This is a genomic window from Stenotrophomonas sp. FSL W7-1447 (assembly GCF_037966425.1).
GTDB lineage: Bacteria > Pseudomonadota > Gammaproteobacteria > Xanthomonadales > Xanthomonadaceae > Stenotrophomonas > Stenotrophomonas pavanii.
Genome location: NZ_CP150199.1, coordinates 2,894,018 through 2,920,274, shown reverse-complemented (window position 1 = coordinate 2,920,274; position 26,257 = coordinate 2,894,018). Strand labels below are relative to the sequence as shown.

General features: G+C 63.7%; 26 protein-coding genes and 2 pseudogenes. 21 read left to right on the top strand and 7 right to left on the bottom strand.

The window, feature by feature from the left end; all coding sequences use genetic code 11:
• Window positions 1–55: 55 nt before the first annotated feature.
• Window positions 56–535: a MerR family transcriptional regulator gene (locus NSQ78_RS13765; RefSeq protein WP_064238793.1), complete on the top strand. Its 480-nt coding sequence runs from the start codon at window positions 56–58 to the stop codon at window positions 533–535.
• Between the two features lie 16 nt (window positions 536–551).
• On the opposite strand, the gene NSQ78_RS13760 is transcribed toward NSQ78_RS13765, so the two are convergent.
• Entirely contained in the window at window positions 552–1,763 is a 1,212-nt protein-coding gene (locus NSQ78_RS13760; RefSeq protein WP_053462707.1) for an MFS transporter, read from the bottom strand.
• 126 nt (window positions 1,764–1,889) lie between these two features.
• Window positions 1,890–2,309 carry an HD domain-containing protein gene (locus NSQ78_RS13755; protein WP_064238792.1) on the bottom strand — a complete coding sequence of 140 codons (420 nt, stop codon included), beginning with the start codon at window positions 2,307–2,309 and terminating at the stop codon, window positions 1,890–1,892.
• A 129-nt stretch (window positions 2,310–2,438) separates the two neighbouring features.
• On the opposite strand from NSQ78_RS13755, the gene NSQ78_RS13750 reads away from it, so the two are divergent.
• The 17 genes and pseudogenes from NSQ78_RS13750 (at window position 2,439) to NSQ78_RS13670 (ending at window position 20,401) form a co-directional block, all read left to right on the top strand.
• Window positions 2,439–2,696 carry a hypothetical protein gene (locus NSQ78_RS13750; protein ID WP_005417248.1) on the top strand — a complete coding sequence of 86 codons (258 nt, stop codon included), beginning with the start codon at window positions 2,439–2,441 and terminating at the stop codon, window positions 2,694–2,696.
• 34 nt (window positions 2,697–2,730) lie between these two features.
• On the top strand, window positions 2,731–4,410 hold the full coding sequence (locus tag NSQ78_RS13745; protein WP_053462705.1) for a type IV secretory system conjugative DNA transfer family protein: 1,680 nt from the start codon (window positions 2,731–2,733) through the stop codon (window positions 4,408–4,410).
• A gap of 423 nt (window positions 4,411–4,833) precedes the next feature.
• Window positions 4,834–5,280 (top strand): hypothetical protein, encoded by a 447-nt coding sequence (locus NSQ78_RS13740; protein ID WP_012480646.1) that lies wholly within the window; start codon window positions 4,834–4,836, stop codon window positions 5,278–5,280.
• Window positions 5,281–5,369: 89 nt separating this feature from the next.
• Window positions 5,370–6,425 (top strand): type IV secretion system protein, encoded by a 1,056-nt coding sequence (locus tag NSQ78_RS13735; protein ID WP_064238791.1) that lies wholly within the window; start codon window positions 5,370–5,372, stop codon window positions 6,423–6,425.
• The gene (locus NSQ78_RS13730) at window positions 6,422–7,201 is read left to right on the top strand and encodes a TrbG/VirB9 family P-type conjugative transfer protein (RefSeq protein ID WP_014037652.1); all 780 of its coding nucleotides are present in this window, start codon (window positions 6,422–6,424) and stop codon (window positions 7,199–7,201) included. Before NSQ78_RS13735 ends, NSQ78_RS13730 begins: the two co-directional genes overlap by 4 nt.
• Entirely contained in the window at window positions 7,198–8,469 is a 1,272-nt protein-coding gene (locus NSQ78_RS13725; RefSeq protein WP_339206463.1) for a TrbI/VirB10 family protein, read from the top strand. Before NSQ78_RS13730 ends, NSQ78_RS13725 begins: the two co-directional genes overlap by 4 nt.
• 14 nt (window positions 8,470–8,483) lie before the next feature.
• Window positions 8,484–9,527: a P-type DNA transfer ATPase VirB11 gene (gene virB11, locus NSQ78_RS13720; RefSeq protein ID WP_049471359.1), complete on the top strand. Its 1,044-nt coding sequence runs from the start codon at window positions 8,484–8,486 to the stop codon at window positions 9,525–9,527.
• A 15-nt stretch (window positions 9,528–9,542) separates the two neighbouring features.
• Window positions 9,543–10,070 (top strand): annotated as a pseudogene (locus NSQ78_RS13715) (lytic transglycosylase domain-containing protein); the annotation flags it as partial.
• Window positions 10,071–10,587: 517 nt separating this feature from the next.
• Window positions 10,588–10,998, top strand: a complete 411-nt coding sequence (locus NSQ78_RS13710) for a TrbC/VirB2 family protein (RefSeq protein WP_019660290.1) — start codon at window positions 10,588–10,590, stop codon at window positions 10,996–10,998.
• Window positions 10,991–11,299: a VirB3 family type IV secretion system protein gene (locus NSQ78_RS13705; RefSeq protein ID WP_080473146.1), complete on the top strand. Its 309-nt coding sequence runs from the start codon at window positions 10,991–10,993 to the stop codon at window positions 11,297–11,299. The genes NSQ78_RS13710 and NSQ78_RS13705 overlap by 8 nt, the downstream gene beginning before the upstream one ends.
• Window positions 11,300–11,380: 81 nt before the next feature.
• On the top strand, window positions 11,381–13,822 hold the full coding sequence (locus tag NSQ78_RS13700) for a VirB4 family type IV secretion/conjugal transfer ATPase (RefSeq protein WP_149902010.1): 2,442 nt from the start codon (window positions 11,381–11,383) through the stop codon (window positions 13,820–13,822).
• Window positions 13,823–13,867: 45 nt separating this feature from the next.
• Complete coding sequence (locus NSQ78_RS13695) at window positions 13,868–14,665, top strand: hypothetical protein (protein WP_223224833.1); 798 nt, start codon at window positions 13,868–13,870, stop codon at window positions 14,663–14,665.
• 79 nt (window positions 14,666–14,744) lie between these two features.
• Window positions 14,745–15,905, top strand: coding sequence for a type IV secretion system protein (locus NSQ78_RS13690; protein WP_064238786.1), 1,161 nt, complete (start codon window positions 14,745–14,747; stop codon window positions 15,903–15,905).
• Window positions 15,906–15,929: 24 nt separating this feature from the next.
• Window positions 15,930–16,469, top strand: a complete 540-nt coding sequence (locus NSQ78_RS13685) for a DUF4189 domain-containing protein (protein ID WP_080376632.1) — start codon at window positions 15,930–15,932, stop codon at window positions 16,467–16,469.
• A gap of 965 nt (window positions 16,470–17,434) precedes the next feature.
• Window positions 17,435–17,971, top strand: a complete 537-nt coding sequence (locus tag NSQ78_RS13680; RefSeq protein ID WP_049408130.1) for a hypothetical protein — start codon at window positions 17,435–17,437, stop codon at window positions 17,969–17,971.
• Between the two features lie 57 nt (window positions 17,972–18,028).
• A complete protein-coding gene (locus NSQ78_RS13675) occupies window positions 18,029–19,036 on the top strand; it encodes an XVIPCD domain-containing protein (protein ID WP_064238785.1) in 1,008 nt (335 codons plus the stop codon).
• Between the two features lie 519 nt (window positions 19,037–19,555).
• Window positions 19,556–20,401: a hypothetical protein gene (locus tag NSQ78_RS13670; RefSeq protein WP_210240792.1), complete on the top strand. Its 846-nt coding sequence runs from the start codon at window positions 19,556–19,558 to the stop codon at window positions 20,399–20,401.
• Between the two features lie 52 nt (window positions 20,402–20,453).
• On the opposite strand, the gene NSQ78_RS13665 is transcribed toward NSQ78_RS13670, so the two are convergent.
• Genes NSQ78_RS13665 through NSQ78_RS13655 form a run of 3 tightly spaced genes read right to left on the bottom strand, consistent with a single transcriptional unit; the run spans window position 20,454 to window position 23,147 of the window.
• Complete coding sequence (locus tag NSQ78_RS13665) at window positions 20,454–21,782, bottom strand: XVIPCD domain-containing protein (RefSeq protein ID WP_149902009.1); 1,329 nt, start codon at window positions 21,780–21,782, stop codon at window positions 20,454–20,456.
• Complete coding sequence (locus tag NSQ78_RS13660) at window positions 21,779–22,432, bottom strand: hypothetical protein (protein ID WP_064238782.1); 654 nt, start codon at window positions 22,430–22,432, stop codon at window positions 21,779–21,781. The genes NSQ78_RS13665 and NSQ78_RS13660 overlap by 4 nt, the downstream gene beginning before the upstream one ends.
• Before the next feature lie 43 nt (window positions 22,433–22,475).
• Entirely contained in the window at window positions 22,476–23,147 is a 672-nt protein-coding gene (locus tag NSQ78_RS13655; RefSeq protein WP_150826835.1) for a hypothetical protein, read from the bottom strand.
• Window positions 23,148–23,386: 239 nt separating this feature from the next.
• Between NSQ78_RS13655 and NSQ78_RS13650 the strand changes: the two genes are divergently transcribed.
• On the top strand, window positions 23,387–23,905 hold the full coding sequence (locus tag NSQ78_RS13650) for an N-acetyltransferase (protein ID WP_064238781.1): 519 nt from the start codon (window positions 23,387–23,389) through the stop codon (window positions 23,903–23,905).
• Window positions 23,906–23,926: 21 nt separating this feature from the next.
• Here the strand turns inward: NSQ78_RS13650 and NSQ78_RS13645 are convergent, their stop codons facing one another.
• Window positions 23,927–24,364 (bottom strand): acetyltransferase, encoded by a 438-nt coding sequence (locus NSQ78_RS13645; protein WP_064238780.1) that lies wholly within the window; start codon window positions 24,362–24,364, stop codon window positions 23,927–23,929.
• Window positions 24,365–24,432: 68 nt separating this feature from the next.
• A pseudogene (locus NSQ78_RS13640) lies at window positions 24,433–25,199 on the bottom strand (NAD(P)H-dependent oxidoreductase).
• 78 nt (window positions 25,200–25,277) lie between these two features.
• Between NSQ78_RS13640 and NSQ78_RS13635 the strand changes: the two are divergent.
• Complete coding sequence (locus NSQ78_RS13635) at window positions 25,278–25,637, top strand: helix-turn-helix domain-containing protein (protein WP_057494659.1); 360 nt, start codon at window positions 25,278–25,280, stop codon at window positions 25,635–25,637.
• Window positions 25,638–25,712: 75 nt separating this feature from the next.
• The gene (gene tadA, locus NSQ78_RS13630; RefSeq protein ID WP_064238779.1) at window positions 25,713–26,237 is read left to right on the top strand and encodes a tRNA adenosine(34) deaminase TadA; all 525 of its coding nucleotides are present in this window, start codon (window positions 25,713–25,715) and stop codon (window positions 26,235–26,237) included.
• The last annotated feature ends 20 nt before the right edge of the window (window positions 26,238–26,257 follow it).

Here is a 26,257-nt window from a genome sequence, read left to right as displayed (position 1 = left end):
TAACCTTCAAGCTTGATTGAAGGTCAACAGGCCTGGGTGCCGAGGATTCATACAGATGAAGATTGGTGAGCTGGCCCGCCGCACGGGTCTGGCGGCCTCGCGCATCCGCTTCTATGAAGAAGCTGGGCTGCTGGTGGTGCCGCGACAGGCCAACGGCTACCGCGACTACCCGGAGCAGGCGGTGCTGCTGCTGGAGCTGATCACCGGCGCGCAGCGCGCCGGCTTCAGCCTGGAAGAGATCCGTGCCCTGCTGCCGCCGCACCTGGGCCAGTGGCAGCACGATGCGCTGATCTCGAGTCTGCAGCAGAAGGTGGCCGATATCGAGGCGCTGCAGGTACGGTTGGCGCACAGCCGGGCGCACCTGCTGGCGCTGATCCAGGACATCCAGGCGCGGCCGGACAGCATTGACTGCGCGGCCAATTCGCGGCGGGTGCTCGAGCGCGTAAAGCGTGGGGAACTGGCGAGGCCGACCTTGGCGGCCGGCGATACGGCGTTGCTGCGACCGGATCGCCGTCACCGCAGAGGCAGCGACTGACGATCCGGCGCAATGTTCAGTGGCTGCCGGCGACGGCGGTCCTGCGCTTCTTGTCCAGCATCACCGCCACGCACCAGAGCAGCAGGCCGCCGATGGCAGTGGCCGCACCCACATAGCCGGTACTGGCCGGGCTGAAGCCGGCGCTGATCGCCATGCCGCCCAGCCACGGGCCAAGCGCATTGGCAGTATTGAACGCAGCATGGTTGGAGGCCGCCGCCAGCGTCTGCGCTTCACCGGCCACGTCCATCAGACGGGTCTGCAGTACCGCCGCCAGCGCGCCCATGGTGCCGACGGTGATGATCATCGGGCCGATGGTCCACACCGATTGTGCGGCCAGCGGATACAGCAGCAGCATCACGATCGACCATACCAGCACCACGGCGGCGGCCTTGAAGTGGAACCTGTCCACCAGCCAGCCACCGGCGATGTTGCCGATGATCGCGCCGATGCCGAACACGCCCACCGCCAGCGGCATCCACGATTCGGCCACACCGGTGACCTGCACCAGGGTGGGGGCCAGGTAGGTGAACACACAGAACATGCCGGCAAAGCCGACCGCGCCGATCGCCAGCGCCAGCCACACCTGGGACGTGTTGAAGGCGCGCAGCTCGCGCATCGGCGAGGTGCGCACTTCGTCCGGATCCGGCAGCAGGAAGCGGGCGATCATCGCCACGGTGGCGATGGCCAGCACGCTGACCAGGGCAAAGGCGGTGCGCCAGCTCAGCTGCTGGCCCAGCCAGGTGGTCAGCGGGTTGCCGACCAGGATCGCGATCGACAGGCCCAGCAGAACCCGGGACATGGCTTGGCCACGCTGGCCAGCGGGGCTGATCGCGGCGGCCACCAGCATCGCCACGCCGAAATACGCACCGTGCGGCAGCCCGGCAACGAAGCGTGCCGCCAGCATGGTGCCGTAGTTCGGTGCCAGCGCGCTGGCGAGGTTGCCCACTGCGTAGAACCCCATCAACGCCAGCAGCAGCTTGCGGCGCGGGAAGCTGGCACCGACGAAGGCGAGGATCGGCGCGCCGACCACCACGCCGATGGCATAGGCGCTGATCAGGTGGCCGACCTGGGTCTCGGAGATCGACAGGCCGCGGCTGATCTCCAGCATCAGGCCCATGCTGGCGAACTCGCTGGTGCCGATGGCGAAGCCACCCAGTGAAAGGGCAAGGATGATCAGAGTGCGCTGACGGGGCGTCAGCCGCGCAGCCAGGGAAGAGGTGGGGCTCATGCGGGGGCGCGATGGGGCGGGGAGCCCTCCATTGTACTGCTGCACCGCAACAAGGGCAGCCACACTCAGGGTAAATCAGCGTTTGATCGGTGACACGCCGGCCCACCGCGTCGCCGCCCGGCCCGCTCAGATGCCCAGCGCTGCCCGGGCGTGCGCGTACTTTCCGTGCAGGCGCGCGGCCGTCGCCGCGTCGAGCATCGCCAGCCGCTGCGGATCGGCGTTGTCCTCCAGATCGGCCTGCTTCACCTTCAGTGCCAGCGGGTGGGCGGCAATGCGCGCGTAGTAGCTGTCCGCGTCGGGGGCCGCGTCGCGGTTGAGCAGGTGCACCGCCTCCCGCAGCGGGGCGGGAAAGACCTCGATCCGCGCGGCAAACGCCGGGCAGTCTTCGGCCACGTCATGCAGCCAGGCCACCACTTCGGCGTCATCGTCGCCGCGCACCGCGGCTGCCACCCGCGCCACGTGGCCGATGTAAGGCTGGCCGGCTTTGTCGACCTGGTCCGCGTGGGCATCGGTGGCCAGCGTGCGTGCAAGTGCTACCCAGTCCATTGCAGTCTCCTTGGATATCCGCGGACAGTTTCGCGCAAAACCGCAGCGCTTGTGCATACGCCGATGACACTGCGACGGGCATGATGGTGGGGCAGGGGGGACAGTGCTGCCCCGACAAGGAGGAATGCGATGCAGGAATTCAGGCACGTGCTGGAAACCCGTGGCCGCTATCAGCTGGTAGCGGTGTCCTACGAGCCGGTGTACGCTCCGGGCGATGTGGTCGGCCATGCGGTCGTCGCCGACGATGGGGATCGTCTGACCGACCTGATATCACTGGCCGAAGCGCGCCAACGCTTGCTGCAACTGGTGCGTGAAGAGGGCGAGGAGCCCGGGCTGGAAAACGAGAACCACCTGCGGAAGAAGGCGTCGCGCTGGCGCCACCGCTAGCCGTCGCGCCGCGTGCGCATCATGGAGGATTCGGGTGTTGCCCAGTAAGAAGTATCTGCTCATCGCCATCATCACGCTGGCGACCCTGCTGCTTGGTTTCGTGTTTTCCGGCTACTTGACCTTGCTGTTCCTCGGGCTGGACACCCAGCTGTTCACCTGGAACACCTACTACCAGTACGTCCACGCCATCGGCCAACCGCAGGTCGCGCCTTTCGTGGGCAAGATCAAATGGGCCGGCTACGTGGGCTTCGGCCTGCCGCTGCTGGTGCTGCTGGTGGCCGGCCTGGTGCTGCTGCTGAAGAAGGACAAGCGCTCGCTGCACGGCGACGCGCGCTTCGCCACCGGCGCCGACCTGGCCAAGCACGGCATGTTCAAGAAGACCGGCCAGAGCATCGTGGTCGGCAGCCATGGCGGCAAGCTGGTGCGCCTGGACGGACAGCAGTTCGTGATCCTGGCCGCGCCGACCCGCTCGGGCAAGGGCGTAGGCGTGGTCATCCCGAACCTGCTGGAATACGGCGAATCGCTGGTGGTGCTGGACATCAAGCAGGAGAACTTCGACCTGACCAGCGGCTGGCGCGCCAGCCAGGGCCAGGAGATCTACCTGTTCAATCCCTTTGCCGAGGACCGGCGCACGCACCGCTGGAACCCGCTCAGCTACGTCTCCGACGATCCGGCCTTCCGGGTGTCGGACCTGATGAGCATCGCCGCGATGCTGTATCCGGACGGGGCCGAGGACCAGAAGTTCTGGGTCAGCCAGGCACGCAACGCGTTCATGGCCTTCACCCTGTACCTGTTCGAGAACTGGGACGACGAACGCAGCAGCGGTTTCCCGGGCGGCGCCGGCACGCCCACGCTCGGCGCGGTATACCGGTTGTCCTCGGGTGATGGCACCGACCTGAAGAAGTACCTCAAGACCCTGTCGGAGCGGCCGTTCCTCAGTGCCAACGCACGGTCGGCATTCGCAAACATGCTGTCGCAGGCCGATGAGACCTTCGCCTCGATCCTGGGCACCTTCAAGGAGCCGCTCAATCCCTGGATCAACCCGGTGCTGGACAAGGCCACCAGCAGCAATGACTTCCTGCTGACCGACGTCCGCAAGAAGAAGATGACCATCTACATCGGCATCCAGCCGAACAAGCTGGCCGAGAGCCGGCTGATCATCAACCTGTTCTTCAGCCAGCTGATCAACCTCAACACCAAGGAGCTGCCCAAGTCCAACCCGGACCTGAAGTACCAGTGCCTGCTGTTGATGGACGAGTTCACCTCGATCGGCAAGGTCGAGATCATCGCCTCGGCGGTGTCCTACATGGCCGGCTACAACATCCGCCTGTTGCCGATCATCCAGAGCATGTCCCAGCTCGATGCCACCTATGGCCGGGAGGTCTCGCGCACGATCATCACCAACCACGCCCTGCAGATCCTGTACGCGCCGCGTGAACAGCAGGATGCCAACGACTACTCGGACATGCTGGGCTACACCACGGTGCGCAAGAAGAACGTTACCCATGCCCGCGAGAAGACCCACAACTTCACCGAGGAGCGGCGCGCGCTGATGCTGCCGCAGGAGCTGAAGGCGATGGGGCCGGACATGGAAGTGTTCCTGTACGAAGGGATTCCGCATCCGGTGAAATGCGACAAGATCCGCTACTACAAGGATCGCTACTTCACCGCCCGGTTGCTACCAAAGGTGGATGTTCCAATGCTGAACGTCTAATTCACGACGCTTAATTTGTGAACTTGATTCGCAGTTATGAAGGTGAATTCGTGATTTCGGTCAAGAATTTGGCATTTGTTCATGGATTTTCAGACTTGTCTGACATGGAATTGACGCGTGGTTGTGCGACCCTGTGCATGTCGTTCAGAAATGTGTGATGGATGGCAGATGTTGTAGAGAGGGTGGCCAGGAGTTTGTGCCATGAAACAAGGATGGTTTCGACGTTGGTGAGGTATGCGGGTGTGTCGTCGGCAGTGTCTGGCGGCCCCGCGACTTGGTTGGCAGCCGTTGGCTGCAGGGGAGCCGGAGCAGGTGTGCTGCCAGTCAGTGCGTCGCTCCGATTCCGGCGTGCGCGACGCAGCGCCGGACGACCAGGGGACCAATGCTCGGGACTGCTTTTTCGTACGTCAAAGTGAAGCCCGTATGAATCAGGCGTTTATCGCGAAAATGTCCATCGCCGCAGTGGCGGCGTTGATGGTGGCCGGTTGCGCCACCAAGTCCGCTCCCGATTTCGGAGGCCGCTGGAAGCCGGTGAACCGCTTTGCTGCGGCAACCACCGAGATCCCGCTGTACTCCAGTTACGTCTACCAGGCCTCGCCGATGGATGGCACGCTCAAAGCCATGCTCGAGCGCTGGGCCAAGGATTCCGGACGCACGCTGGATTACCGCCTGAGCTCGGACTTCACCCTGTACGGCGCGGTCTCCAACATCGACACCACCAACGCTCAGCAGGCCGTGATCGATCTGACGGCGGCCTACGCAGCGCAGGGCATCTCCGTCTCCATCGTTGGCAACCAGATCGTTGTGCAGAGCGCTGGCTCGACGCCGACCGCGTCGGCACAGGGCGCTGATTCCAACAGCGGCACCTGAGTCCACCTCGAAATCATCGAACGTGCCGCTCCCCGCGCCTGTCGCAGGGGTGCCACGCCCATTGATGTTTCAGCAGTACGGAAGAATCCATGTTCCGCAAGAAGGATCCCGGCAATAGTCCCAAGGTCGAGCAGTCGGTCGCCAAGGCGGTCAGCTACGAGATCACCGTGGCCGACATGGCACGCCGCAGCGAGCGGCGCGCATGGTGGGTCGCCACAGGCTCGTTGCTGATGTCGCTCGCACTGGCGGGCGGCTACTACTACATGCTGCCGCTGAAGGAGAAGGTGCCGTTCCTGGTGATGGCCGATGCCTACACGGGTACGGCGACCGTCGCGCGGTTGAGTGGCACCTTCCAGGGCGAGACGATCACCACCAACGAAGCGATCAATCGCAGCAACGTCGCCCAGTACGTGCTCGCGCGCGAATCGTATGACTCGGCGGTGATGGGCCTGCGTGACTGGGAACTGGTGTTCGTGATGTCCACCGATCCGGTGGCGCAGTCCATGCGCGTCCGCTATGCCGGCAACAATCCGCAGAACCCGTTCGTGATGTACGGTCGCGAGCGCGCCATCCGGGTCAAGATCCTCAGTATCACGCCACTGGGGGCCGAGCCGAACGGCAGCTTCCGCGGCGCTTCGGTGCGCATCCAGCGCAGCCTGCTGGACAAGCGCACCGGCGTCTCTACCTACCTGGACAACCAGCTGGTGACGATGCGCTTCGAGTACAACCAGAACCTGGCTTTGTCCGAACAGGATCGCATCCTCAATCCGCTGGCCTTCCAGGTCACCGAGTACCGCGTCGACAACGACTATTCGCGTGGCGTGCCGGTGCCGGATGACGGCGCCATGCAGGCGCAGGCGCAGCAGGCCGCACAGGCGGCTCAGCAGGCACAGGGTGTCTACGATCCCAACAATCCGGCCGCGGCCACCATGATCGACCCGGCCACCGGCCAGCCGGTCGCGGTGCCAGCCAACGGCCAGGTACCGGGCCAGGCAATGCCGGGACAGCCTGTACAGGGCCAACCGATGCCGGGTCAGCCGGTGCAGGGGCAAGTAATGCCGGGGCAGGCCATGCCCGGACAGCCGGCCATGAGGCCGGCGCAGAACAATTCCACCGGAACTGCTGATGGAGCAAGCAACCGATGAGTAGTCGAAATATCAGGGGAAGCGCGCTGGCGCTGCTGTCGATGTTGTCGTTGCTGTTCTCAGCAGCGGCGATGGCGCAGGCGGTTGACCACTACGAGTACGAGAAGGACCGTATCTATCCGGTTCGCACCGGCCTGGGCCTGACCACCCAGATCGAGTTGAGCCCGAACGAGAAGATCCTCGACTACAGCACCGGCTTCAGCAGCGGCTGGGAACTGACCCGTCGCGAGAATGTGTTCTACCTCAAGCCGAAGAACGTCGACGTCGACACCAACATGATGGTGCGCACCGAGACCCATTCCTACATCTTCGAACTGAAGGTGGTGGCCACCGACTGGCGCCAGCTGGAGCAGGCCCGTCGCGCAGGCGTGCAGTACAAGATCGCCTTCGTCTATCCCAACGACACCGTGTTCGGTGTCGCCCAGGAAGCGGTGGAGGAAGAGGCCAAACCGCTGTTGAGCTCGGAACTGGCCAAGGACCGCCAGTACAACTTCAACTACTCCTATTCGACCAGCAAGGCGAAGAAGATGGGGTGGCTGATCCCGGTCAACGCCTATGACGATGGCCGTTTCACCTACCTGAAACTGCCGAACTCGCCGGAGTACAAGACCGGCATCTTCCCGGCCGTGTTTGGTCGCGAAACGGAATACGGTGAAGACTTTGTGGTCAACACCACGGTTGAAGGCAATACGCTGATCGTGCACGGGACGCACCCGTACCTGGTCATCCGCCACGGCGACTTCGTCGTCGGCCTGCGAAGGAACGTGAAGAAATGAGCCAGCAGAACACTCCCGGAAACGACCCGAACAACGGACGCGACGAGAGCCAGAGCCCGTACGGCGCACAGGGTGCCGCGGACGCGCCGTCGAATCCCTACTTCGGCACGGCGCAGGCCGAGCCGGCGCCGGATCTGGACGCGGCCGCGCCGCAGCTGCGCTCGGCCGAAGAGCAGCGGCTGAACCGAAAGGCGCTGCTGTTCCTCGGTGGCATCGTGCTGCTGTTGGTGGCCATGGGCTTCCTGTTGTTCCGCAAGGGCCAGGATGACAAGGACGCTGCACAGAAGGTGCCGGAAGTCGCGCGTGTGTCCACGCCGACGCTGCCGGACGCTGTGCAGACGGATCCGGTTCCGTCCCAGGCGATGCAGCCCGTTGACCCGATTCCGATGCTGCCGCCGCTGCCGCCGCAGGAAAGCAACGCCATTTCGCCGGGGATGCTGGGCTCGCGTCAGGAACGTGAAATCGAGCGTGGCCCGTCGCTGCTCGATCGCCGCATTGCCGGCTCTGGTGGCGGCGTGGGCGGCATGAGTGAAGGGCAGGGCCAGGCTGGGGGGGCTCCTTCATCCTACGAGCAGGCCATGATCGCCACGCTGCAGGCGCAGAACGGCAACACCGCACCCGCAAAGGTTCGCCGCGGCCCGGACGTCGAAGATGTCTCTAGCGCCAGCTACATCCGTAGCCCTGATGCCCTGCTGGTGCGCGGCACCTACCTGCGCTGCGTGCTGGAAACCCGCATCATCACCGACCTCGCCGGCTACACCTCGTGCCTGCTGACCGAGCCGGTGTACTCGATCAATGGCCGCAGCCTGCTGCTTCCGAAGGGCTCCAAGATCTACGGTGCCTATGGCGGTGGACCTACTGGCAAGCGTGTGGAAGTGATCTGGGATCGCATCACCACTCCGAATGGCATCGACGTTGCGATGTCCAGCCCGGGCGTGGATCAGCTGGGTGGCGCCGGTCATCCGGGCCAATACAGCGCACACTGGGGCAGCCGTATCGCCTCGGCGCTGATGATCAGCCTGATTTCCGATGCATTCAAGTACGCTGCCGCAGAGCACGGCCCGGAGACCACCACCATCGCCAACAATGGCATGACGGTGCAGTCGCCCTATGAAAGCGCCACCGCCCGCACGATGGAGCGCTTGGCCAACGAGGCACTCAGCAGCACCCGTCGTCCGCCGACCGTCACCATCAACCAGGGCACGATCGTGAACGTCTACGTTGCAAAGGACGTTGACTTCACCAATGTGCTGAATCCCCGCCGGTAACCCAACGAACGATCATGGACGCCGAAGTGTCACCCCTCGCCCTCGTCTCCAGCGATTTCCTGCGCTATCAGTACGAAGTGCTGGGCATCGCCGAGTACATGACTTCTCCGGAAGTGACGGAAATCTGCATCAACCGTCCCGGCGAGCTGTACCTGGAAACCCGGGCGGGGTGGCAGCGGGTGGACGTGCCGAGCCTGACGTTCGAGCGGGCCCGGCAGTTCTGCACGGCAGTGGTGAACGAGAGCAACACCGGCCAGCGCATCACCGATGCCGATCCGGTGGTGTCGCTCACGTTCCCCACCGGCCAGCGTGCGCAGTTCGTGATTCCGCCGGCCTGTGACGCGGGGAAAGTGTCGATCACGATCCGTTTGCCGTCCAAGCACACCAAGTCGCTCAGCCAGTATCACGAAGATGGTTTCTTCAACCAGATCCTGGAAAGCGATGGCAGCATCAGCGAGCAGGATCGTGAGCTGCTGGAGCTGCGCCATTCGCGCGAATACGCCGAGTTCTTCCGGCGTGCGGTGATGTACCGCAAGAACATCGTGGTATCCGGTGCGACCGGTAGCGGCAAGACCACCTTCATGAAAGCGTTGGTCAATCATATCCCGGACAACGAGCGCCTGGTCACGATCGAGGACGCGCGCGAACTGTTTCTGACCCAACCCAATGTCGTGCACCTGCTGTATTCCAAGGGTGGACAAAGCACCAGCAATGTCAGCGCCAAGAGCTGCATGGAAGCCTGCCTGCGAATGAAGCCCGAACGCATCATCCTCGCCGAGCTGCGCGGTGACGAGGCGTTCTACTTCATTCGCAACTGCGCGTCCGGCCACCCAGGGTCGATCACCAGCTGCCACGCCGGCAGTCCGGAACAGACCTGGGACCAGCTGGCGCTGATGGTGAAGGCTTCGGCCGAGGGTTCGGGCCTGGAGTTCAACGTGATCAAGCGGCTGTTGATGATGACCATCGACATCGTCGTGCATATCAAGGCGCATGCCGGTTCGCGCTACATCACCGGCATCGACTTCAATCCTGGGCGTGCCCAGGGGCAGGAGGGCTGAAGGATGCTGCCAGGACTGGAAATGATGGCGTGCCCGGAGATGGCCGTATCGATGGAGGTGATGCAGCACGTCATCAACGTCGAGTCATCGCGCAATCCCTACGCCATCGGTGTGGTGGGCGGTGCATTGGTGCGCCAGCCCAAGGCGCTGGACGAAGCGCTTGCGACGGTACGGATGCTGGAAGAGAAGGGCTACAACTTCTCGATCGGGCTGGCCCAGGTCAATCGCTACAACCTGGGCAAATACGGGCTGGATTCCTACGAGAAAGCCTTCCAGCAGTGCCCGAACCTGCAGGCCGGTTCGCGCATCCTCGCCGACTGCTACAAGCGCTCCGGTGGTGACTGGGGCAAGTCGTTCAGCTGTTACTACTCGGGCAATTTCGAGACCGGCTTCCGTCACGGCTACGTGCAGAAGATCTACGACTCGATCCGCCGCGGCCAGCAGGTCGCCAGTAATGGTGTCGCACCGATCGACGTGGTCAGTCGCGGTGAGCGCCGTACAGTGAAGGTCGAGCATCATCCGCAGCTCGCTTCGCCGGCGCAGGCGCGCATCGTTGCACAGTCCAATGGTCCGGTGTACGTGCCGTCGGAAGATCCCGCACGCGCCTATGTCGTGTACCCGTCCACCGGTGCGATGGCGCGGGGCAGTCTGTTGAATCTCGCCGACCAGGCGCTGTCCAAGGTGGTGCTGGGTTCAGTGGACAGGATGATGCAGCCCCAGGCGCAGCCCAGCCAAGGGCCCGCCTATCACCAGCAACAGGCCGGTGGTATGCCGCAGCAGCTGCCTCAGCAGGGGGCTGCGCAGGCGATGGCCATGCCGCAGCAGTTGCCGGGCGCTGCCGGCGCCGGCAATGACGGGCCCGTGATGCTGCGGCCCTGGAGCGAGCGCAACCAGCCCGTGGCGGGTGCCGACAATTCGTACAACGCGCCGGTGCAGGCCGCACCGGTGCAGCAGATTCCCGCAGGGGATGCGGCCTTCGTGTTCTGACGAAGTCGTGGTGCGGCCAGTCCCCCGGCTGGCCGATTCAGTTGTGTTAGTCCATCAACAAGGAAATCAATCCATGAAGCGATCCAATCTCGACCTCGTCCAGGCCCAGCGCACGCTGAAGACCCTGCTGATGGCCACGATCTTCGTCGGCGCCATGTTCGCCCCGCAGGTCTTCGCCAACGGTGCCGTCGACTTCGGCGGCACCGACAAGAAGGTGTGCGGCTTCTTCAACAACATCAACGGCCTGCTGAACATCGCCTCGATCGCCGTGGTCACCATCGCGGTGATCTTCGCCGGTTATCAGATCGCCTTCGCGCACAAGCGCATCGCCGACGTTGCACCGATCCTGATCGGCGGCGTGCTGATCGGCGCTGCGGGCCAGATCGCGCGCATGCTGCTGGGTGACGGCAGCGACGGCAAGTGCGGTGGCGGCAGCAGCACCTACTACCTGATCAACAACGCGATCCAGTACTACAGTGCATAAGAACGTCGTGTTCCGCGGCTGCACGCGCCCAGCAATGTTCCTGGGCGTGCCCTACCTGCCATTCTTCATGGTGGCAGGCGGGTTGCTGCTGCTCAGCATGTACACGAACTTCTGGTTCCTGCTCACCATTCCGGTGGCGGTCTTCATCATGCGGCAGATGGCCAAGCGTGACGAAATGATCTTCCGCCTGTTGGGCCTGCGTCTGCTGTTCAAGCTGAAAGTCCGCAACGTGCAGGAACACGATGGTATGTGGGTGTTCAACCCCAACCATTACCGCGGCAAACCGGCCCGAATGGATTGAGGTCCGGATCCGGCCTGGCGGGCGTCCGCGCCCGCCGGGTCTTTTGTAACTCCTTGGCACTACCTCTTTGGAAGCAGTCGTATGTTCAGCCCTGACACCTCCATCAGTGAGTTCATCCCGTTGTCGTCGCATGTCTCCCCGAACGTGGTCAAGACCACGGGCGGCGACTACCTGCTGACCTGGCATCTGGAAGGGCTGCCGTTCGTCGGCCGCGAGGAGTGGGAGCTGGAGCATCGCCACAACACGTTTAACCGCCTGCTGCAGACGCTGCGCGCACCCGATTTCGTGAACGTGGCGTTCTGGGTGCATGACATCCGTCGTCGCCGCACCCTGAAGGGCAAGAGCAACTACAAGCAGCGCTTCAACCAGGATGTGTCCGATCAGTACATGGGCATGTTGTCCTCACAGCGCATCATGCAGAACGAGCTGTACCTGACCATGATCTACCGCCCCGTGGTGGCGGGTAAGCGCTTCGTCGAGAAGTCGGCGAACGTGGACAAGCTGCGCGCCGAGCAGGAGCAGGCAGTAGAAAAGTTGATGGAGCTGGCCGGCAACGTCGAGGCCGTCATCCGCGACTACGCGCCGTACCGCCTCGGAATGTACGAGGCCAAGAACGGCGTGGTGTTCTCTGAAACGCTGGAGCTGTTCGGCTACCTGATCAATCGCATTGACGAGCCGGTCCCGGTGCTGTCGGCACCCATCAAGGACTACCTGCCGGTCAGCCGGCACATGTTCTCGTCCAAGACCGGTGACTTCGTCATCAATACCCCCAATGGTGCCAACCACTTCGGCGCCATCCTGAACATCAAGGAGTATGCCGAGGGGACTTACCCGGGCATCCTCAACGGCCTGAAGTACCTGGACTACGAGTACGTCATCACCCATTCGTTCAGCCCGATGGGGCGTCAGGACGCGCTCAAGGTGCTCGACCGCACCAAGGGCATGATGATCTCCTCCGGTGACAAGGCAGTCAGCCAGATTGTCGAGCTGGACCAGGCGATGGACCAGCTGTCGTCGGGCAATTTCGTGCTGGGCGAGTACCACTTCATCATGGCAGTCTACGGCGACAGCCAGGCCAAGCTGTCACAGAACGTGGCCACGACGCGCGCCGAGCTGTCCAATGCAGGTTTCGTGTCGACCAAGGAAGACTTGGCGGTCACCTCGTCCTTCTATTCGCAGCTGCCGGCCAACTGGCGCTACCGCACCCGCCTGGCCAATGTCAGCTCGCTGAACTTCCTGGGCCTGTCGCCGCTGCACAACTTCGCGACCGGCAAGCAGCACAACAACCCGTGGGGCGACTGCGTCACCACGCTGCAGACCACCAACGGCCAGCCGTACTACTTCAATTTCCACGCGACCCATCCGTCGGAGAATTCGCTGGGCGAGAAGGCGATCGCCAATACCATGGTGATCGGCAAGTCCGGTACCGGTAAGACTGCGCTGATCAACTTCCTGCTCAGCCAGGTTCAGAAGTACGAGCCGTCACCGACCATCTTCTTCTTCGACAAGGACCGTGGTGCTGAGATTTTCGTCCGCGCCTGCGGTGGTAACTATCTGGCCCTGGAGAACGGCGCGCCGACCGGGTTCAACCCGTTCCAGTGCGAGAACAATGAATCCAACGTGCAGTTCCTGGCCGACCTGATCAAGGTACTGGCCGGCAAGCGTGAGTACAGTGCGCGCGAGGAAGAGGACATCTACCGCGCAGTGGAAAGCATGCTCGATACGCCGATGCACCTGCGCAGCATGACCAACTTCCAGAAGAGCCTGCCCAACATGGGCGACGATGGGCTCTATGCGCGCATGCGCCGCTGGACCTCGGGCAACTCGCTGGGCTGGGTCTTCGACAATCCGGTCGACACCGTTGATCTGAGCAAGGCCAACATCATCGGCTTCGACTACACCGACATCATCGACAATCCCGAAGTGCGCGTGCCGGTCATCAATTACCTGCTGCACCGCCTGGAGTCGTTGATCGATGGTCGTCCGCTGATCTACGTGATGGACGAGTTCTGGAAGATCCTGGACGGCGAGGGTGGCCTGAAGGAATTCGCGAAGAACAAGCAGAAGACCATCCGTAAGCAGAATGGTCTCGGCATCTTCGCAACGCAGAGCCCGGAGGACGCGCTGAAGAGTGATATCTCCGCCGCGCTGATCGAACAGACCGCCACGCTGATCCTGCTGCCGAACCCGAATGCCAGCAAGAGCGACTACATGGATGGCCTGAAGCTGACCGAGGCCGAGTTCAGGGTGGTTACCGCCCTGGACGAGCGCTCGCGCTGCTTCCTGGTCAAGCAGGGCCATGCGTCCAGCGTATGCCAGCTCAACCTGCGTGGGATGGACGACATCCTGTCGGTGATCTCGGCCTCGACCGACAACATCGACATCATGCATCGGGTGTTGCAGACGGCTGCAGTTCGCAACCGGATCACCGTGGACGAGCTCACGCCGGAACAGTGGTTGGAAGATTTCTACAAGAATCGAAAGGGTTCGGGAAAGACGGCGAGTACTGAAGCCGTGGCATGAGTCGGGTGTCCCGACGCTCTTGAACGAACGACTATGGAGACGATGATGAACAGTCTGAGCAAGAACAGGAAGAAGGCCGGTATGCCGCGCAGCACTCGACTGAGCGCGTTGGCATTGGGCGCCGTTATGTCGTTGGCAACCACGACGGCGAACGCAGGCTGGCCGGTGTTCGATTACTCGAACCTGCTGCAGGCCATCTATGAGTACAAGAACTCGATCACCAGTTACGCGGCCGACGCCGCCGAGTATGCCGAGCAGGCAGAGCGCTGGAAAAGGACGCTGGACCAGTACGCTCAGGCACTGGTAAAGGTGCAGGCACAGATGCGGAAGATTGGCCTGCCGGAGGGACAGCCATTGGTACCCGTGCCTGCGGACTATCTGGTGGCGGAAACCTGTGGCAGCAAGAGCAGTTTCTCGCCCGGCGATCTTTTCAAGAGTCTTGTGTTCAATCCGACCGGTGACATGAAGGAGCAGCAGACCCAGATCTGCGTGAACATCCGCATGATGCAGAATCGCAAGTACAACGATTCGGTCATGTTCCTCGCGCAGTCCATTCCCCAGATGGAGTCGGGCCTGAAGGAAATTTTCGATCTGCGCATCCTCAGCAATGATCAGGGCAACGTCCAGGGTTCGGACAGCGAAGCGACCCGCATGGCCAACAACCTGGAAGTGGCAGCGCAAAGCTGGGAAGGACGCATGCGTTCTTACGATGCCTACATTGAAGTAATGGAAGCCAACCAGAAGATCGTGGCACAGGCGGCGCTCAAGGGTGATCCCACCAAGACCCTTGCGAGCGATCTGGTGAAGACCGTCGCGCTGAAGACGGCACTGTCCATCGATTAAGGCAGGCGGTGGGGTGGGCGGAGCAAGTGCATGGGCGTCGCCACCGGTGCAAAAGCAGTATTACCAAGGGATTGCAGGAATGACGATCAGGTCGATTGCCAACTTTGATTTTTCGGGCGGGTTCCAGGATCTGATGGAGCACGCTGTGCGTATCCAGTCGATCGGCGACTTCGTGTTCTTCAAGCTGATTCTTGACTACCTGCGCGACAGGATTGGCAAGTTCGGCTTCCATTTGATGGAGAACATGATGACGTGGGTCGGCGGCATCGCGCTGACCCTGATGACCCTGTGGGTGCTGGTACAGGGTTATCGGATCGTCACCGGCCGCAGTCGGGATTCGATGATGATCCTGGTGACCAACATGGCGCGCGCCGCCCTGATCGTGGCGGTGGCGACGAGCATGGGCATGTTCGGTCGCGACCTCCATGAATTCCTGACGGAAGACGTGAAGGGCCTGATCACGCACGTTGTGACCGGCAAGGACGAGAAGCCCGAGGCGCAGATCGACAAGAGCCTTGCCTGGATGCAGGTGGCGCTGTCCAGCATCGATGGCATCAAGATTCTCAATGATCCCGAGCTGCAGGCTGACAAGACCCGCGCGATGTGGTTCATCGGCCTGGGCACGGGTGGCCCTGCGGTGACGGCAGGTTCAATGTTGCTGCTGTATGAGGTCGCCATGGCCCTGTTCATCGGCTTGGGACCACTGTTCATTCTTTGCCTTCTGTTCGATCAGACCAAGCAGCTGTTCCAACGATGGCTGTTCTACGGCATTGGAACCATGTTCTCCATGGCGGTGCTGGCGGCGATGGTCTCGATCGCGCTGGACATGGTGATCCGCGTGTCGGCTTCGTTCTGGATGACGGCGCTTGTGAACAAGTTCCCGCTCATGGGCGCGTCCAGTGACGGTATGACCAGTCAGGCGATGCAGCAGGGCGGCATGGGATTGATCCTGACGACCTTGATTCTGACTGCGCCCCCAATGGCGGCCATGTTCTTCCAGGGCACCTTGGGCAGCTTCATGGCATATTCGCAGATAGGTGGCAGCCCGGTGGCACAGGCGCCGGGGCCGAGTGGGCAGCCGCCGGGTAGCTACTACACGCCTCCGGCTCCAGAGAAGGGCGGGACGCATAGTGCCACTACCGAGCAGGTTGTTGGTTCGCGAGTGACTGGCGGTAGTTCATCTCCGGGTTCGGCGGCGGTGGACTCAGGGCGTCTTGGTCTTGCAAAGAACAACGGCTGACGGGAAGTTTGAGGGTCTAACGATATGGTCTCGATATTTGGCCGCAGATGTGCGCTTATCTTCGGCGCTGCAACTTGCCTGCTATTTTTTGGCTTCGCGCCCGTTGCTGGTGCTGAAGGACGTTGCCCGCCAGGCCAGTATCCAATCGGAGGTCAGGGTGTTGGTGGATGTGCGCCGATCCCGGGAGGGGATGCGGGAGCGGGTCAGACGGGTCCTGTCCAAACAGGACGTTGGAATAAGACATGGGGCGCGATTGCCATGGCTTCCAATGGTGACGTCGGTGTGTCAGTCGGAAAAGTGAGAAAGGCTGACGCCTCAAATGAGGCCTTGGCCAATTGTAGTCAACACGGAGCATCGGATTGCAAGGTTACTCAGACTTACAAGAATCAGTGCGTCGCCCTGGTCTCTCCCCGAACTAGCGCATTCGGCGGTTCCACGTTTGGACGCGCTGAATCTGTCTCCGCCGCGACTTCATTGGCGATGGGGCTTTGCACTAAGCGCGGCAGTGAAGGTTGCAAGGTGATCTACTCGGCATGCAGTGAACCGGAATTCGAGTCGTTCTGAGTGGTAGTCAATGAGGCTCCGCAGGTTGGAATGGCTGGAAGAGTTTAGGTTTACCTGCTCTCATGCTTCGCTTGCCAACTCAATTTCCTACAATCATTGCTGCCGTCTTTACGAATGAGCCGATGAGCGAATTCCCGCTTATGGCCGCGTCCATCGGCAACATGACCAATCGGCGATCTGGCAGGGCGGCATAGGCCCGATCTTAACGACGCGTATTCCGACTGCTCCCCCAATGTCAGCAAGACAGAGCAGGAATTCGTGCGGACGTGGGGCCCACCGGATCGTGTGGAGAATGGGACCGATGGTTCGCGCACGTTGTACCTGCATCGAGGCGAGCGTGTGCAGGGATTGAATGCTTATGGGCACGTCGTCAGTGACGTGAACAATCGATGCGATATCACGGTGCTGACGACGGACGGCTACGTCCGCGACTACGCCACACAGGGGGCCGCATGCGCCCAGCAGTTACGCTGAGCGCGATTGCCGGCCACGACGCGAGGAAGCATTGCTTGTGCCGGGCCCCGCACCCATCGACTTAAGCGGCGTAGGCTTTCCGTGCAACATCGCCCCGGCCGGACTAGACCGTATGTGGGAGTGCGAGCCATACATGCGGTGCCATCCCACCACGTGTCTGATTGTCGGATAAGCCACCATTCACGTTAGCCGCGCTTTTTCTGTGATCAAGTGCGCTTTTCATCCCAAGCCCCCTTCGACGAGCGCTGCCTCCTCGAAGTAAGCTGCGTGCGCGTCAAAATCCCGACGCGCCGGTGCCATCGAACGCAGGAGCTTTTCCGTCCATGAGGACTGTGTCCCCCCGCAGTGCGGGTGACGCTTGCCACCATCGCGGTTGCCGTGGGCTCGGGGCTATCATCCGCCATGGCGGCCGCCGGGCACGTGCGGGGCATCGCCCCGTTTCCGGCCTCCGCTCGGGAACTGGCAAGACGGGATTGAAGGAGTTGCAGGGGATGGAGAAGGGGAGTGGCACGCACATGGACAATGCCCTGGCGTTCGTTCCGTCCGGCGCGAACCTGCTGGAAGCTGTACGCGGCGATCTGACCGGCAATGGTTTCCAGGACCAGCTCCTGGTGATCGACCAACCTCCTCCGGAGGGCTTGTTGCCCGGCGAGCACGGACCGAACCGGGTCCTGCTGTTGCTGCTGGGCGATGCCACGGGCCGCTGGCAGCTGGCGGCACGCAACGACAAGCTGGTGCCGTGCTCAACGCGCGGTGGCATTGCCGGTGACCCATTCGCCTACGTGACGATTGAAGACGGCGCGTTCAGCGTGATCACCAACGGCGGCAGCCGCGAACGCTGGAGCAGCGTCTACACCTTCCGGTATGCACCTGCCGAGCAGGCGTGCTGGGTGCATGGCGTGCAGCGCAAGGTGGTGGACACCGAAACCGAAGCGACCCACACGCGCGATTTCTCCGCGGCCGAGCTTGGCCGGGTGCGATTCGAGGATTTCGACCCTTCCGTCGTCGCCGACGTGAGCTTGCCCTGAGTGCCATGCCTGTGAGGAGGCGGGAGTATCCAACGATGATCGAGCAGGAGTTTCACCGTGTCGCAGGATAGGGAGTCGTTGCTGTTGCGGCAGGCCACGGAGGCCGGCATGACTTCGTCCCGGGAACTGGCCAACTTCATGGCGCAGGCCGGGCATGAATCCCGGGGCTTGAGCCGTCTCAACGAGAGTTTCAATTTCACCCGGGGTATCTCGCAGATCCCGGTGGAAGCGGCGTGGCGCAATGGCAACGCTGCGCTGGAGAGCGCCCGTCAGGACGCGCTGCGTGGCCGCCCGGAAAACCTGGCTGAGCTGATGTACGGCGGGCGCATGGGCAACGACGCGCCTGGCGACGCGCTGAAGTATCACGGCCGCGGCTATCTGCCGCTGGTCGGCAAGGAGAACTATGAGCGTGCCGGCAAGGCGCTGGAACTGGACCTGGTGAATCACCCGGAACTGGCCGCGCAGCCCGAGCACGCAGGTCGCATTGCCGTGTGGCAGTGGCAGACGCGGGTGCCGGAGGCGGCACGCGAGGATGTGCGCGAAGCCACGCGTGCCCTGAATGGCGCGCTCAACGGCATCGAAGCCCGCCAGCAGCGTTTTGACGTGTGGCAACAGAAGCTGACCCCCGATGTGATGGCGCGCCTGGAGCGCGGCGAAGTGGGGGCGCCTGCCCAGCAGGCAACGGGACGCGACATGTCGCAACCGGGCGAGCCGGGATACACGCTGTTCTCGGGAGCGCGCCAGCACCTGCAGCAGATGGGGCCGCAAAGCGGTCTGCGCAGCGTGCAGGAACTGGACAATGCTGCCGGCGCACTGGCGCTGAGCGCGCAGAAGGCGGGGATGTCGCGCATCGATCATCTACTGGCTGGCAACGACGGCCGCACGTTGTTTGCCGTGCAGGGCGCGCTGGGCGATCCGGCCATGCTGCGCGCATCGGTTGATCGCGAACAAGCGGCGCAGCAGCCGCTGACGCAGAGCAGCCAGCAGTTGGCTGCCAATGTCGCCCAGCAGGACCCGGCGGCCGCGCTCGCCCGCGAGCAGGAGCAGCGTTTTCGATCCCTGTAACACCGATGCCGGCGGGCAGGGTGCCCGCTGGCGCTTTACGTACGACGCGTGGCGCCCTGTGGCGCCGACATGGAAACCCACCCGTAAGGACACCACATGCGAATCGTTCCCCCGAATGCCCGGCACGCCGCGGCCCGCTGCAATGCATCCGTGCGCCGCCTGCCGCCGCTCTGGCTGCTGTCACTTGGACTTGCCGCAGCGTCGGCACAGGCTCAGGAGGCAGCGGCGCTCGTCGTGGAGACGCACCCCGCTGCAGAGGCAACTGTTGACGCGCCTGCAGGGGCGGCGCCCGTTACAGCGCCCGCGGCGGCCGACGCCGTTGTCGTGGCGCCGGCTTCCGAAGTACCGGCTGCCGTGATACCCCCTGCGACACCCGTGGTGGACACGCAGCCGGCGCCGGCTTCGGACCCGGCGCCTGCGCCCGTTGCGCCCGCAGCGGCGGCGCCTGTGGCTGCACCACCTGCCGCCGTCGAGCCAACCGTTCCGGCGGTAGCACCCGCTCCGCCCGCATTGGCCATCGTGCCGTTGCCGCCCGAGCAGGCGACCGAGCGGGGGCTCGGTGCCCGTTGCCCGGTGGATCTGGCCGGGCGGCTGGCGACCCAGGGCGACCTGCTGATCGGCGCCTGCCAGGGCACGATGCCGGCGCATCTGGCCGCGCTGCTGGTCGCGCTGCCCGAGCAGGACATCCACTTGCCGCGCGCCTGGCGCGAGCGCGAGGTGCGGCAGAAGGCCTGGTTCAAGGCGGTGCCGGGCTACGGCCAACGCCCGGATTTCATCGCGCGGACGGGTGATATCTGGGTGCGCTCGCTGGAAGGACGCGATGCCGACAGCACGTTCTATCTGGTGTCGGCGCCGTTCACCTGCAGCGACCAGGTCGCCAACCGCGGTGAGTACGGCGCGGAGCCGGTCCGCGTGCCAGCGGGTGATTGCCGCGAGGCCTATGTGGCACAGCGCGTGTACCAGGTCCGCGGGGACGCGGCGCCGCGGGATGTGACTGCCGATGCGTTGCCGGCCATGCCGCCGGTGACGGACGCCGACCGTGCGCGACAGCTGTCGCGTGAGGGCCGGCTCAATCTGGACCACAGCAAGTTGCAGTACGGCCCGGCCTTGCGTTGGTTCGTGCAGTACCCGGAAACGGCGCAGAAGGGCGGTCCGCGCGCCTACAGCGACTGGAACCGCGAGCACATCGCGTTCGTGGTCTGGACCGGCGATCGCTTCGAGCTGCGCGAGAAGGTCGCACGCGCGCAGTGGCCCTGTGATCCGGTGGCACCCGGCGATCGTGCCTGCGGTGCATTCCCGGATTCCGGCCCGGATCCGTTCGTGACTGCCGGAGGAGCCGTGCCAATTGCGGCCTCCAGTCCCTGAGCCGGCGTGCCGAAGGGTGCGGGAGCCGGGGTGAGTGGCTCCCGCGCCGCCATCAGGCCTGCAGGCTGCGGGTCTGATGCTGCTGCTGTTCCAGCTGTTGGTCGCGCTCCAGCGCAAGCCGCTGGCCTGCGGCCTGCTGGTCGATGCGCTGGCTGCTCTGTTCCAGTGGGGTGTTCATCGCCACTGCCGTATCCACCGACACGCGAAGGTGGGCGGGGTCGCCACCTTGGCCCTGCACGGCGAAGCTGCGCGAGGCATCGGCATTCATGACCACTTCGTCGATGCGCTTGCCGCCCGCTGCGTGCATTTCGGCGGCCAGGCTGCCGGCCAGCTGCGTGCTCATTACGTCCGGTACCCGGCCGACGCGGACGTCCTGCGCGTGCACGCCACGGATCGCGTCGTTGAACAGTGGGTTGCCCACATGGTTGGGATCGTCCATGCGCAGCATGCTGGTGTGATGGCCGTTCTTCTCGGCTTCACGACGTGCCGGCTCACCGGGCTGCAGCGGGCCGCGGATGTGGTCGTACAGATCGACGGCGCCGCCCGGAATGCCCCGCGCCGCGCGGGTAACACCACGGCGCAGTGATTCAACGTCGTCGCGGTACTCCTCGATCATCCTGGCGTTGTCTTTTGCCAGCTTCTGCGTTTCCGGGTGTTGCAGCACCGAGCCGTCACCGAGGAAGTTGCCCAGCTTGTGCGCACCGAACGAGCTGCCTGCGGCGATGATCGGCCGATCAGGAATCAGGGCGCGCAACGAGTGATTGCTGAAGCCGTTCGCGGCAAGCGTGCTGATTTCATTCTGCCGGGCGTAGATGCGCACCTGGCCGAAGTGCGGCGACGCCGCGCTGACCGGATCGGAGGCCATGACATGGTTGATCATGGTGTTGCCGCCTTCCGGGATGCGGTAGCTGAGGCTGACCGCGCCATAGGCGTTGAAGGTTTCGCCCTTGACGTTGAAATGGTGCGAGGTGATCTGGGCCAGCGCGCCGCCGAGGGAGTGACCGGTGACGGTGACCTGGGGGGCATGTCCGCCATTCAAGCGTCCCTGCAATGCGGCAGTTTCGAGTGTTCTCTGTGTCAACGCGATCGCGTCCGGCGCCTGCACATTGGTGCGCGCAACCACCATGCCGCCATCGGTCAGAATCGCGTCGCGAGCTATCTGCTCGGTGCCACGATGCGCAATGACGATCTCTTTGCTGTCTACGCGCTGATAGACGGTCCCTTGATAGCCGTTGAGACGATTATTGACATGCTCAAGAATCTTGTACTCATGGCCGTTTAAGGTGACTTTCTCTTCTTGGCCGGGTTCACGTCGGCCGACGGCCCGATCCTTGTAGGCGTCATCAGATAACGCAGCGTAATCCTGGGAGGTGATGGTCACGGCGCCACCTCACTTGCGGAGAGGGTGATCGTAAACAGCTTGTCCTGAAGATCAGGGGCGTAATTGCTGCGATCGGGCTCGCCACTGGCGGGAAAATTGGGAACGCGATCTGCCTTCGGATAGACCAGATCCGGATAGTAGAGCGTATGCGCGTCACCTTCGGTCAGTGGCTTGGCGTCAACGAAGGTTAGGAAGCGGGTCTCTTCTTCAGCGCCCGTCGCCTTCAACATCGCCCCAGCACCAGTGAACTCCCAGTGGCACACGCCGCGGCCGTAGTAGTCTTCATCCAGCATGCGGTCCACATACAGCGTGCCCCGGTACTCGCCATCGGCGACCTTGCGCAGCTCCACCGGCTCCTGGCTGGTGATGCGTGCGGCCGTGCCGGTGGCCGGCTCGATGTGGCCGCACTGGTCTTCGTTGGTGACGTCGTACTGTGCGACGCCTTCGACCACCGCAAAATCGCCGGGGGCGTCCTTCAGGCGCAGTACCAGCTCATAGGCCTTGCGCGGGCTGGGGTTGAGCTTGGCGAGGCCGCGCCCACCCTGGGCGACATCGGCTTCAGCAGCGGCACGTTCCTGGTTCATGGCGGTCTCCGGATGGCAGGCGGTCAACAGAAGCAGAGCAAGGCACGGAATCATCTTGTGGCGCAATGTCGGCCTCCTGGTGTGTAGGGGGAAATGTGGCACTGGCAGCTCATGGCGCGAGCGTCCGCACAGTGGTTGTGGTCGAGAACAGCGCGTCGCGCAGTTCCTCCTTGTAGGCCGACGGATCTTCTTTGCCGCTGGCAGGGAAGTTGGCAGCGAGCTCGGCGCGGGGATAAGCAGTCTTCGGATAGTAGAGAGTCAACGGCGATCCCGCGTCCATGCGCTTCCTGTCGATGAACGTCAGGAATCGCGTATCAGCTTCGCCGGTCGTGGCACGCAACATCGCGCCAACGCCGGTCAGCGTCCAGTGGCACGTACCGCGATCGTAATAGTCCTGGTCCTGCATGCGGTCGAGGTAGAACGTACCGCGGTATTCGTTCTCGCCCGTCCTGCGCAGTTCCACCGGTTCCTGGCTGGTGATGCGGCTGGCCGTACCGGTGGACCATATGACCCTCCCGCAGTCTTCGTAGTTGCTGACGTCATACTGGGCCACGCCCTCAACAACCGCGAATGGGCCCGGTGCATCCTTCACTGTCAGCACCAGTTCGTAGGCCTGCTTCGGCGCCGGGTTGAGCTTGGCCAGGCCGCGTCCACCCGCAGCAACGTCGCGCTCGGCATCGGCATAAGGTGAGCACGCGGCCAGCGGCAATAGCGCGATCAACGCCAACAACGGCCGTCCCCTGTGTTCGCGCTGTGCTACATCCATGGCCCGGTCCTGCATGGCGCGTCCATGTCCATATATCCTTCCTGGGTGACAGGTTTTCCGATTATGGAGCGTGCCGGCAAGCCATTGCCACCCGGCGCGCCATGTTTTTGACGCGCCGGCGGGTGCTACCTCGGGCGTATCGCTTGTGCCGTGGGCGATCCGGTGTTTCCGCTGGCGCTGCGTGCGACTCAGGCTCTTCTGCAGATGTGTGATTCAAATCAATAATTCACATTTCCATCACGGAGACGGGCGCCATGCATTACACGATTCGGCCTGAGTCCAATAAAGACCGTGCAGGTATCCACGCACTCACTGAGGCGGCCTTCCGTGATGCGCCGCACAGCAGCCACACCGAGCAGTTCATTGTCGATGCGCTGCGTTCGCGTGGAGAGCTGAGTCTTTCGCTGGTCGCCGAGAAGGACGGGCAGGTCGTCGGGCACATCGCCCTGTCGCCGGTGACGATCAGCGATGGCAGCACCGGCTGGTTTGGCGTGGGGCCCATCTCGGTGCTGCCCGGATGCCAGGGGCAGGGCATTGGCGCAGCGCTGATGCACGCGGCGCTCGACGCATTGCGTGGGCAGGGCGCGCAGGGCTGCGTCGTGCTGGGGGAGCCGTCCTACTACGGGCGGTTCGGGTTCCATGCCGAACCGGGACTGGTACTGCGGGGTGTTCCAGCAACGTACTTCCAGGCCCTCTCCCTGGTGCCGCCGATCGCGCAGGGCGAAGTGCGCTACTCAGCGGCATTCGAGGCAAACGCCCCGCCCGTGGATTGACCCCCGCCGCCGGGGCTGATCTCAGCCCTCGTACCGGAGATGGATCAGCGGATACGGGCGGCCCTGCGAATCCAGCGGTGAACGTCCGGTTTCGACGAAACCCATGCGCTGGTAGAAGCCGACGGCCTGCGCGTTCTGTTCGTTGACGTCGGTACTGAGCTGCGGATGCAGGGCCAGCGCATGCTGCAGCAGTCGCCGGCCGATACCGGTACCGCGCACGTCAGGATCGATGAACAGCGCTTCCACGTGCGTGCCATCGATCAGCATGAAGCCAAGGGGGCGGTCCTGAGCGTCGACGGCCACGGTCATCGGCGCCAGCGGCAGGAAACCGGCGACTTCGGCGTCGATGGCCTGGCGGTCTTCTGCGCTGAGGAAGTCGTGGGTGGCGTCGACGGCGCGGCGCCAGAGGTCGACGAGGGCGGCGCCGTCGTCGGCGCGCGAGGCGCGAAGGGTGGTCATGGGTTCACCAAGGTGCTTTCAATGGGCACGTAGTATCGCGCGTCCCGATCCAGCGTGCAGACCTGGATTCATCCGGCGTTGCGATGGCGGATGAAGGGGCTGTAGGTGGTGGCCTCCGCGCGCAGCACCACGCCGTCCTCGAAATCCGCGCTGTCGTTGAAGGACACGGTGGGCCAGTGCGTCCAGTGCGCCAGGCGTTCGCGGTAGTAGTGCGTTGCTGCAGCCAGTGCCTCGTCGTGTGCCTGCGCGCTCTCCGGTGCCAGCCCGGAACGCACGCCGTGCACCACATGCGGTTCCATCACATCGAAGCCGACGTAGCGCAGGCTGTACATCAACGGCCACAGCAACAGGCGGGTATCACCCTCCGGCCATCCACCGCGCAGGCCCGCGCCGAAGCGCCGGTGGTGACGCTGAGCAGGGCACGCTTGCCGCGCATCGCGCCGTGTTCGTGGCGCAGGCGGCTGTTGTACATCGGCCCGTAGACCAGTACGCGGTCCAGCCAGCCCTTGAGGATTGCCGGTGCCGAAAACCACCACAGCGGGAACTGCAGGATCACCCGATCGGCAGCGCGCAGCAACTGCAGATGGCGCTGCACATCGGCGGGTAGCCGGCCCTGTTCGGCGCCATGACGCTGTTCGCGCTGGGCATCGAAGCGGTCGGGCTGCAGGCGCCTTGCATGATGATGGGCCGCTTCCAGCGGATCGAAGCCTTCCGCATACAGGTCGACCACGTCCACCTGCAGGGCGTCATGGCGCAGCTGTTCGGCGGCCTGCGCGGCCAGGTAGGCGTTGAACGAGCGGGGTTCGGGATGGGCAAGCAGGATCAGGGCGCGCATGGGGCGAGGTGTTGGTGGAGTGTGCGACCATCCTCGCGATGCCGGAGTGCCCCGGCAATTATGCACCTTGAGGTAACCATGGCCTGTCCGGGCGATGTCTATGCCGCCGATTGTTCGGCACGCGATGCGCTGGCGCTGATCTCCGGCAAGTGGGTGATGCTGCTGTTGCCGGCGCTGTCGCAGGGGCCGCTGCGCAATGGCGCGCTGCTGCGGAAGATCGAAGGCATCTCGCAGAAGGTGTTGACCCAGACCCTGCGGCAGCTGGAGCGCAATGGCCTGGTCGAGCGGTGTGAGCTGGGCAAAAAGCCACTGCATGTGGAGTACCGGCTGACCGAAGTCGCGCGTGGCCTGGTTGACACGCTGTCCGCTCTGGACCGTTGGGCCGAGCACAACTTCCCGGCACTGGACGCCGCCCGCGAGCGCTTCGACGCACGCTAGCGGCGCCTGCACGGCCGCGGGCGTACAATGCGGCCCCGGCGGCCATCCTGGCCCTGCAGACACGCGAGAACCGCCATGACCGATGCCCTGGGTGTACCGGTGCACGACGCCGATGAACGCTGGATGCGCCACGCGCTGGCCCTGGCCGAGCGCGCGCAACGCGAGTTCGATGAGATTCCGGTCGGTGCGGTACTGGTGGGCGCCGATGGCCAGCTGCTGGGCGAGGGCTGGAACCTCAACATCGCCTCGCACGATCCCAGCGCGCATGCCGAGATCGTGGCGATGCGGGCCGGTGGCACGCGGCTGGCCAACCATCGGCTGCTGGGCAGCACTCTGTACGTGACCCTGGAACCCTGCGCGATGTGCGCGATGGCGATCGTGCATGCACGCGTTGCCCGCCTGGTCTACGGCGCCAGCGACCCCAAGACCGGTGCCTGCGGCAGCGTCTTCGACCTGCTGGGTGATGCGCGCCACAACCACCGGGTGGAGATCCACGGCGGCGTGCTGGCCAAGGAGGCGAGCACGCGCCTGACTAATTATTTTCGCGCCAAGCGCGGCAAGCCGCCGCTGTTGCTGGAAGACCACGCCGGCGAGGGCTGAGGGGTGACAGGGTATGATGG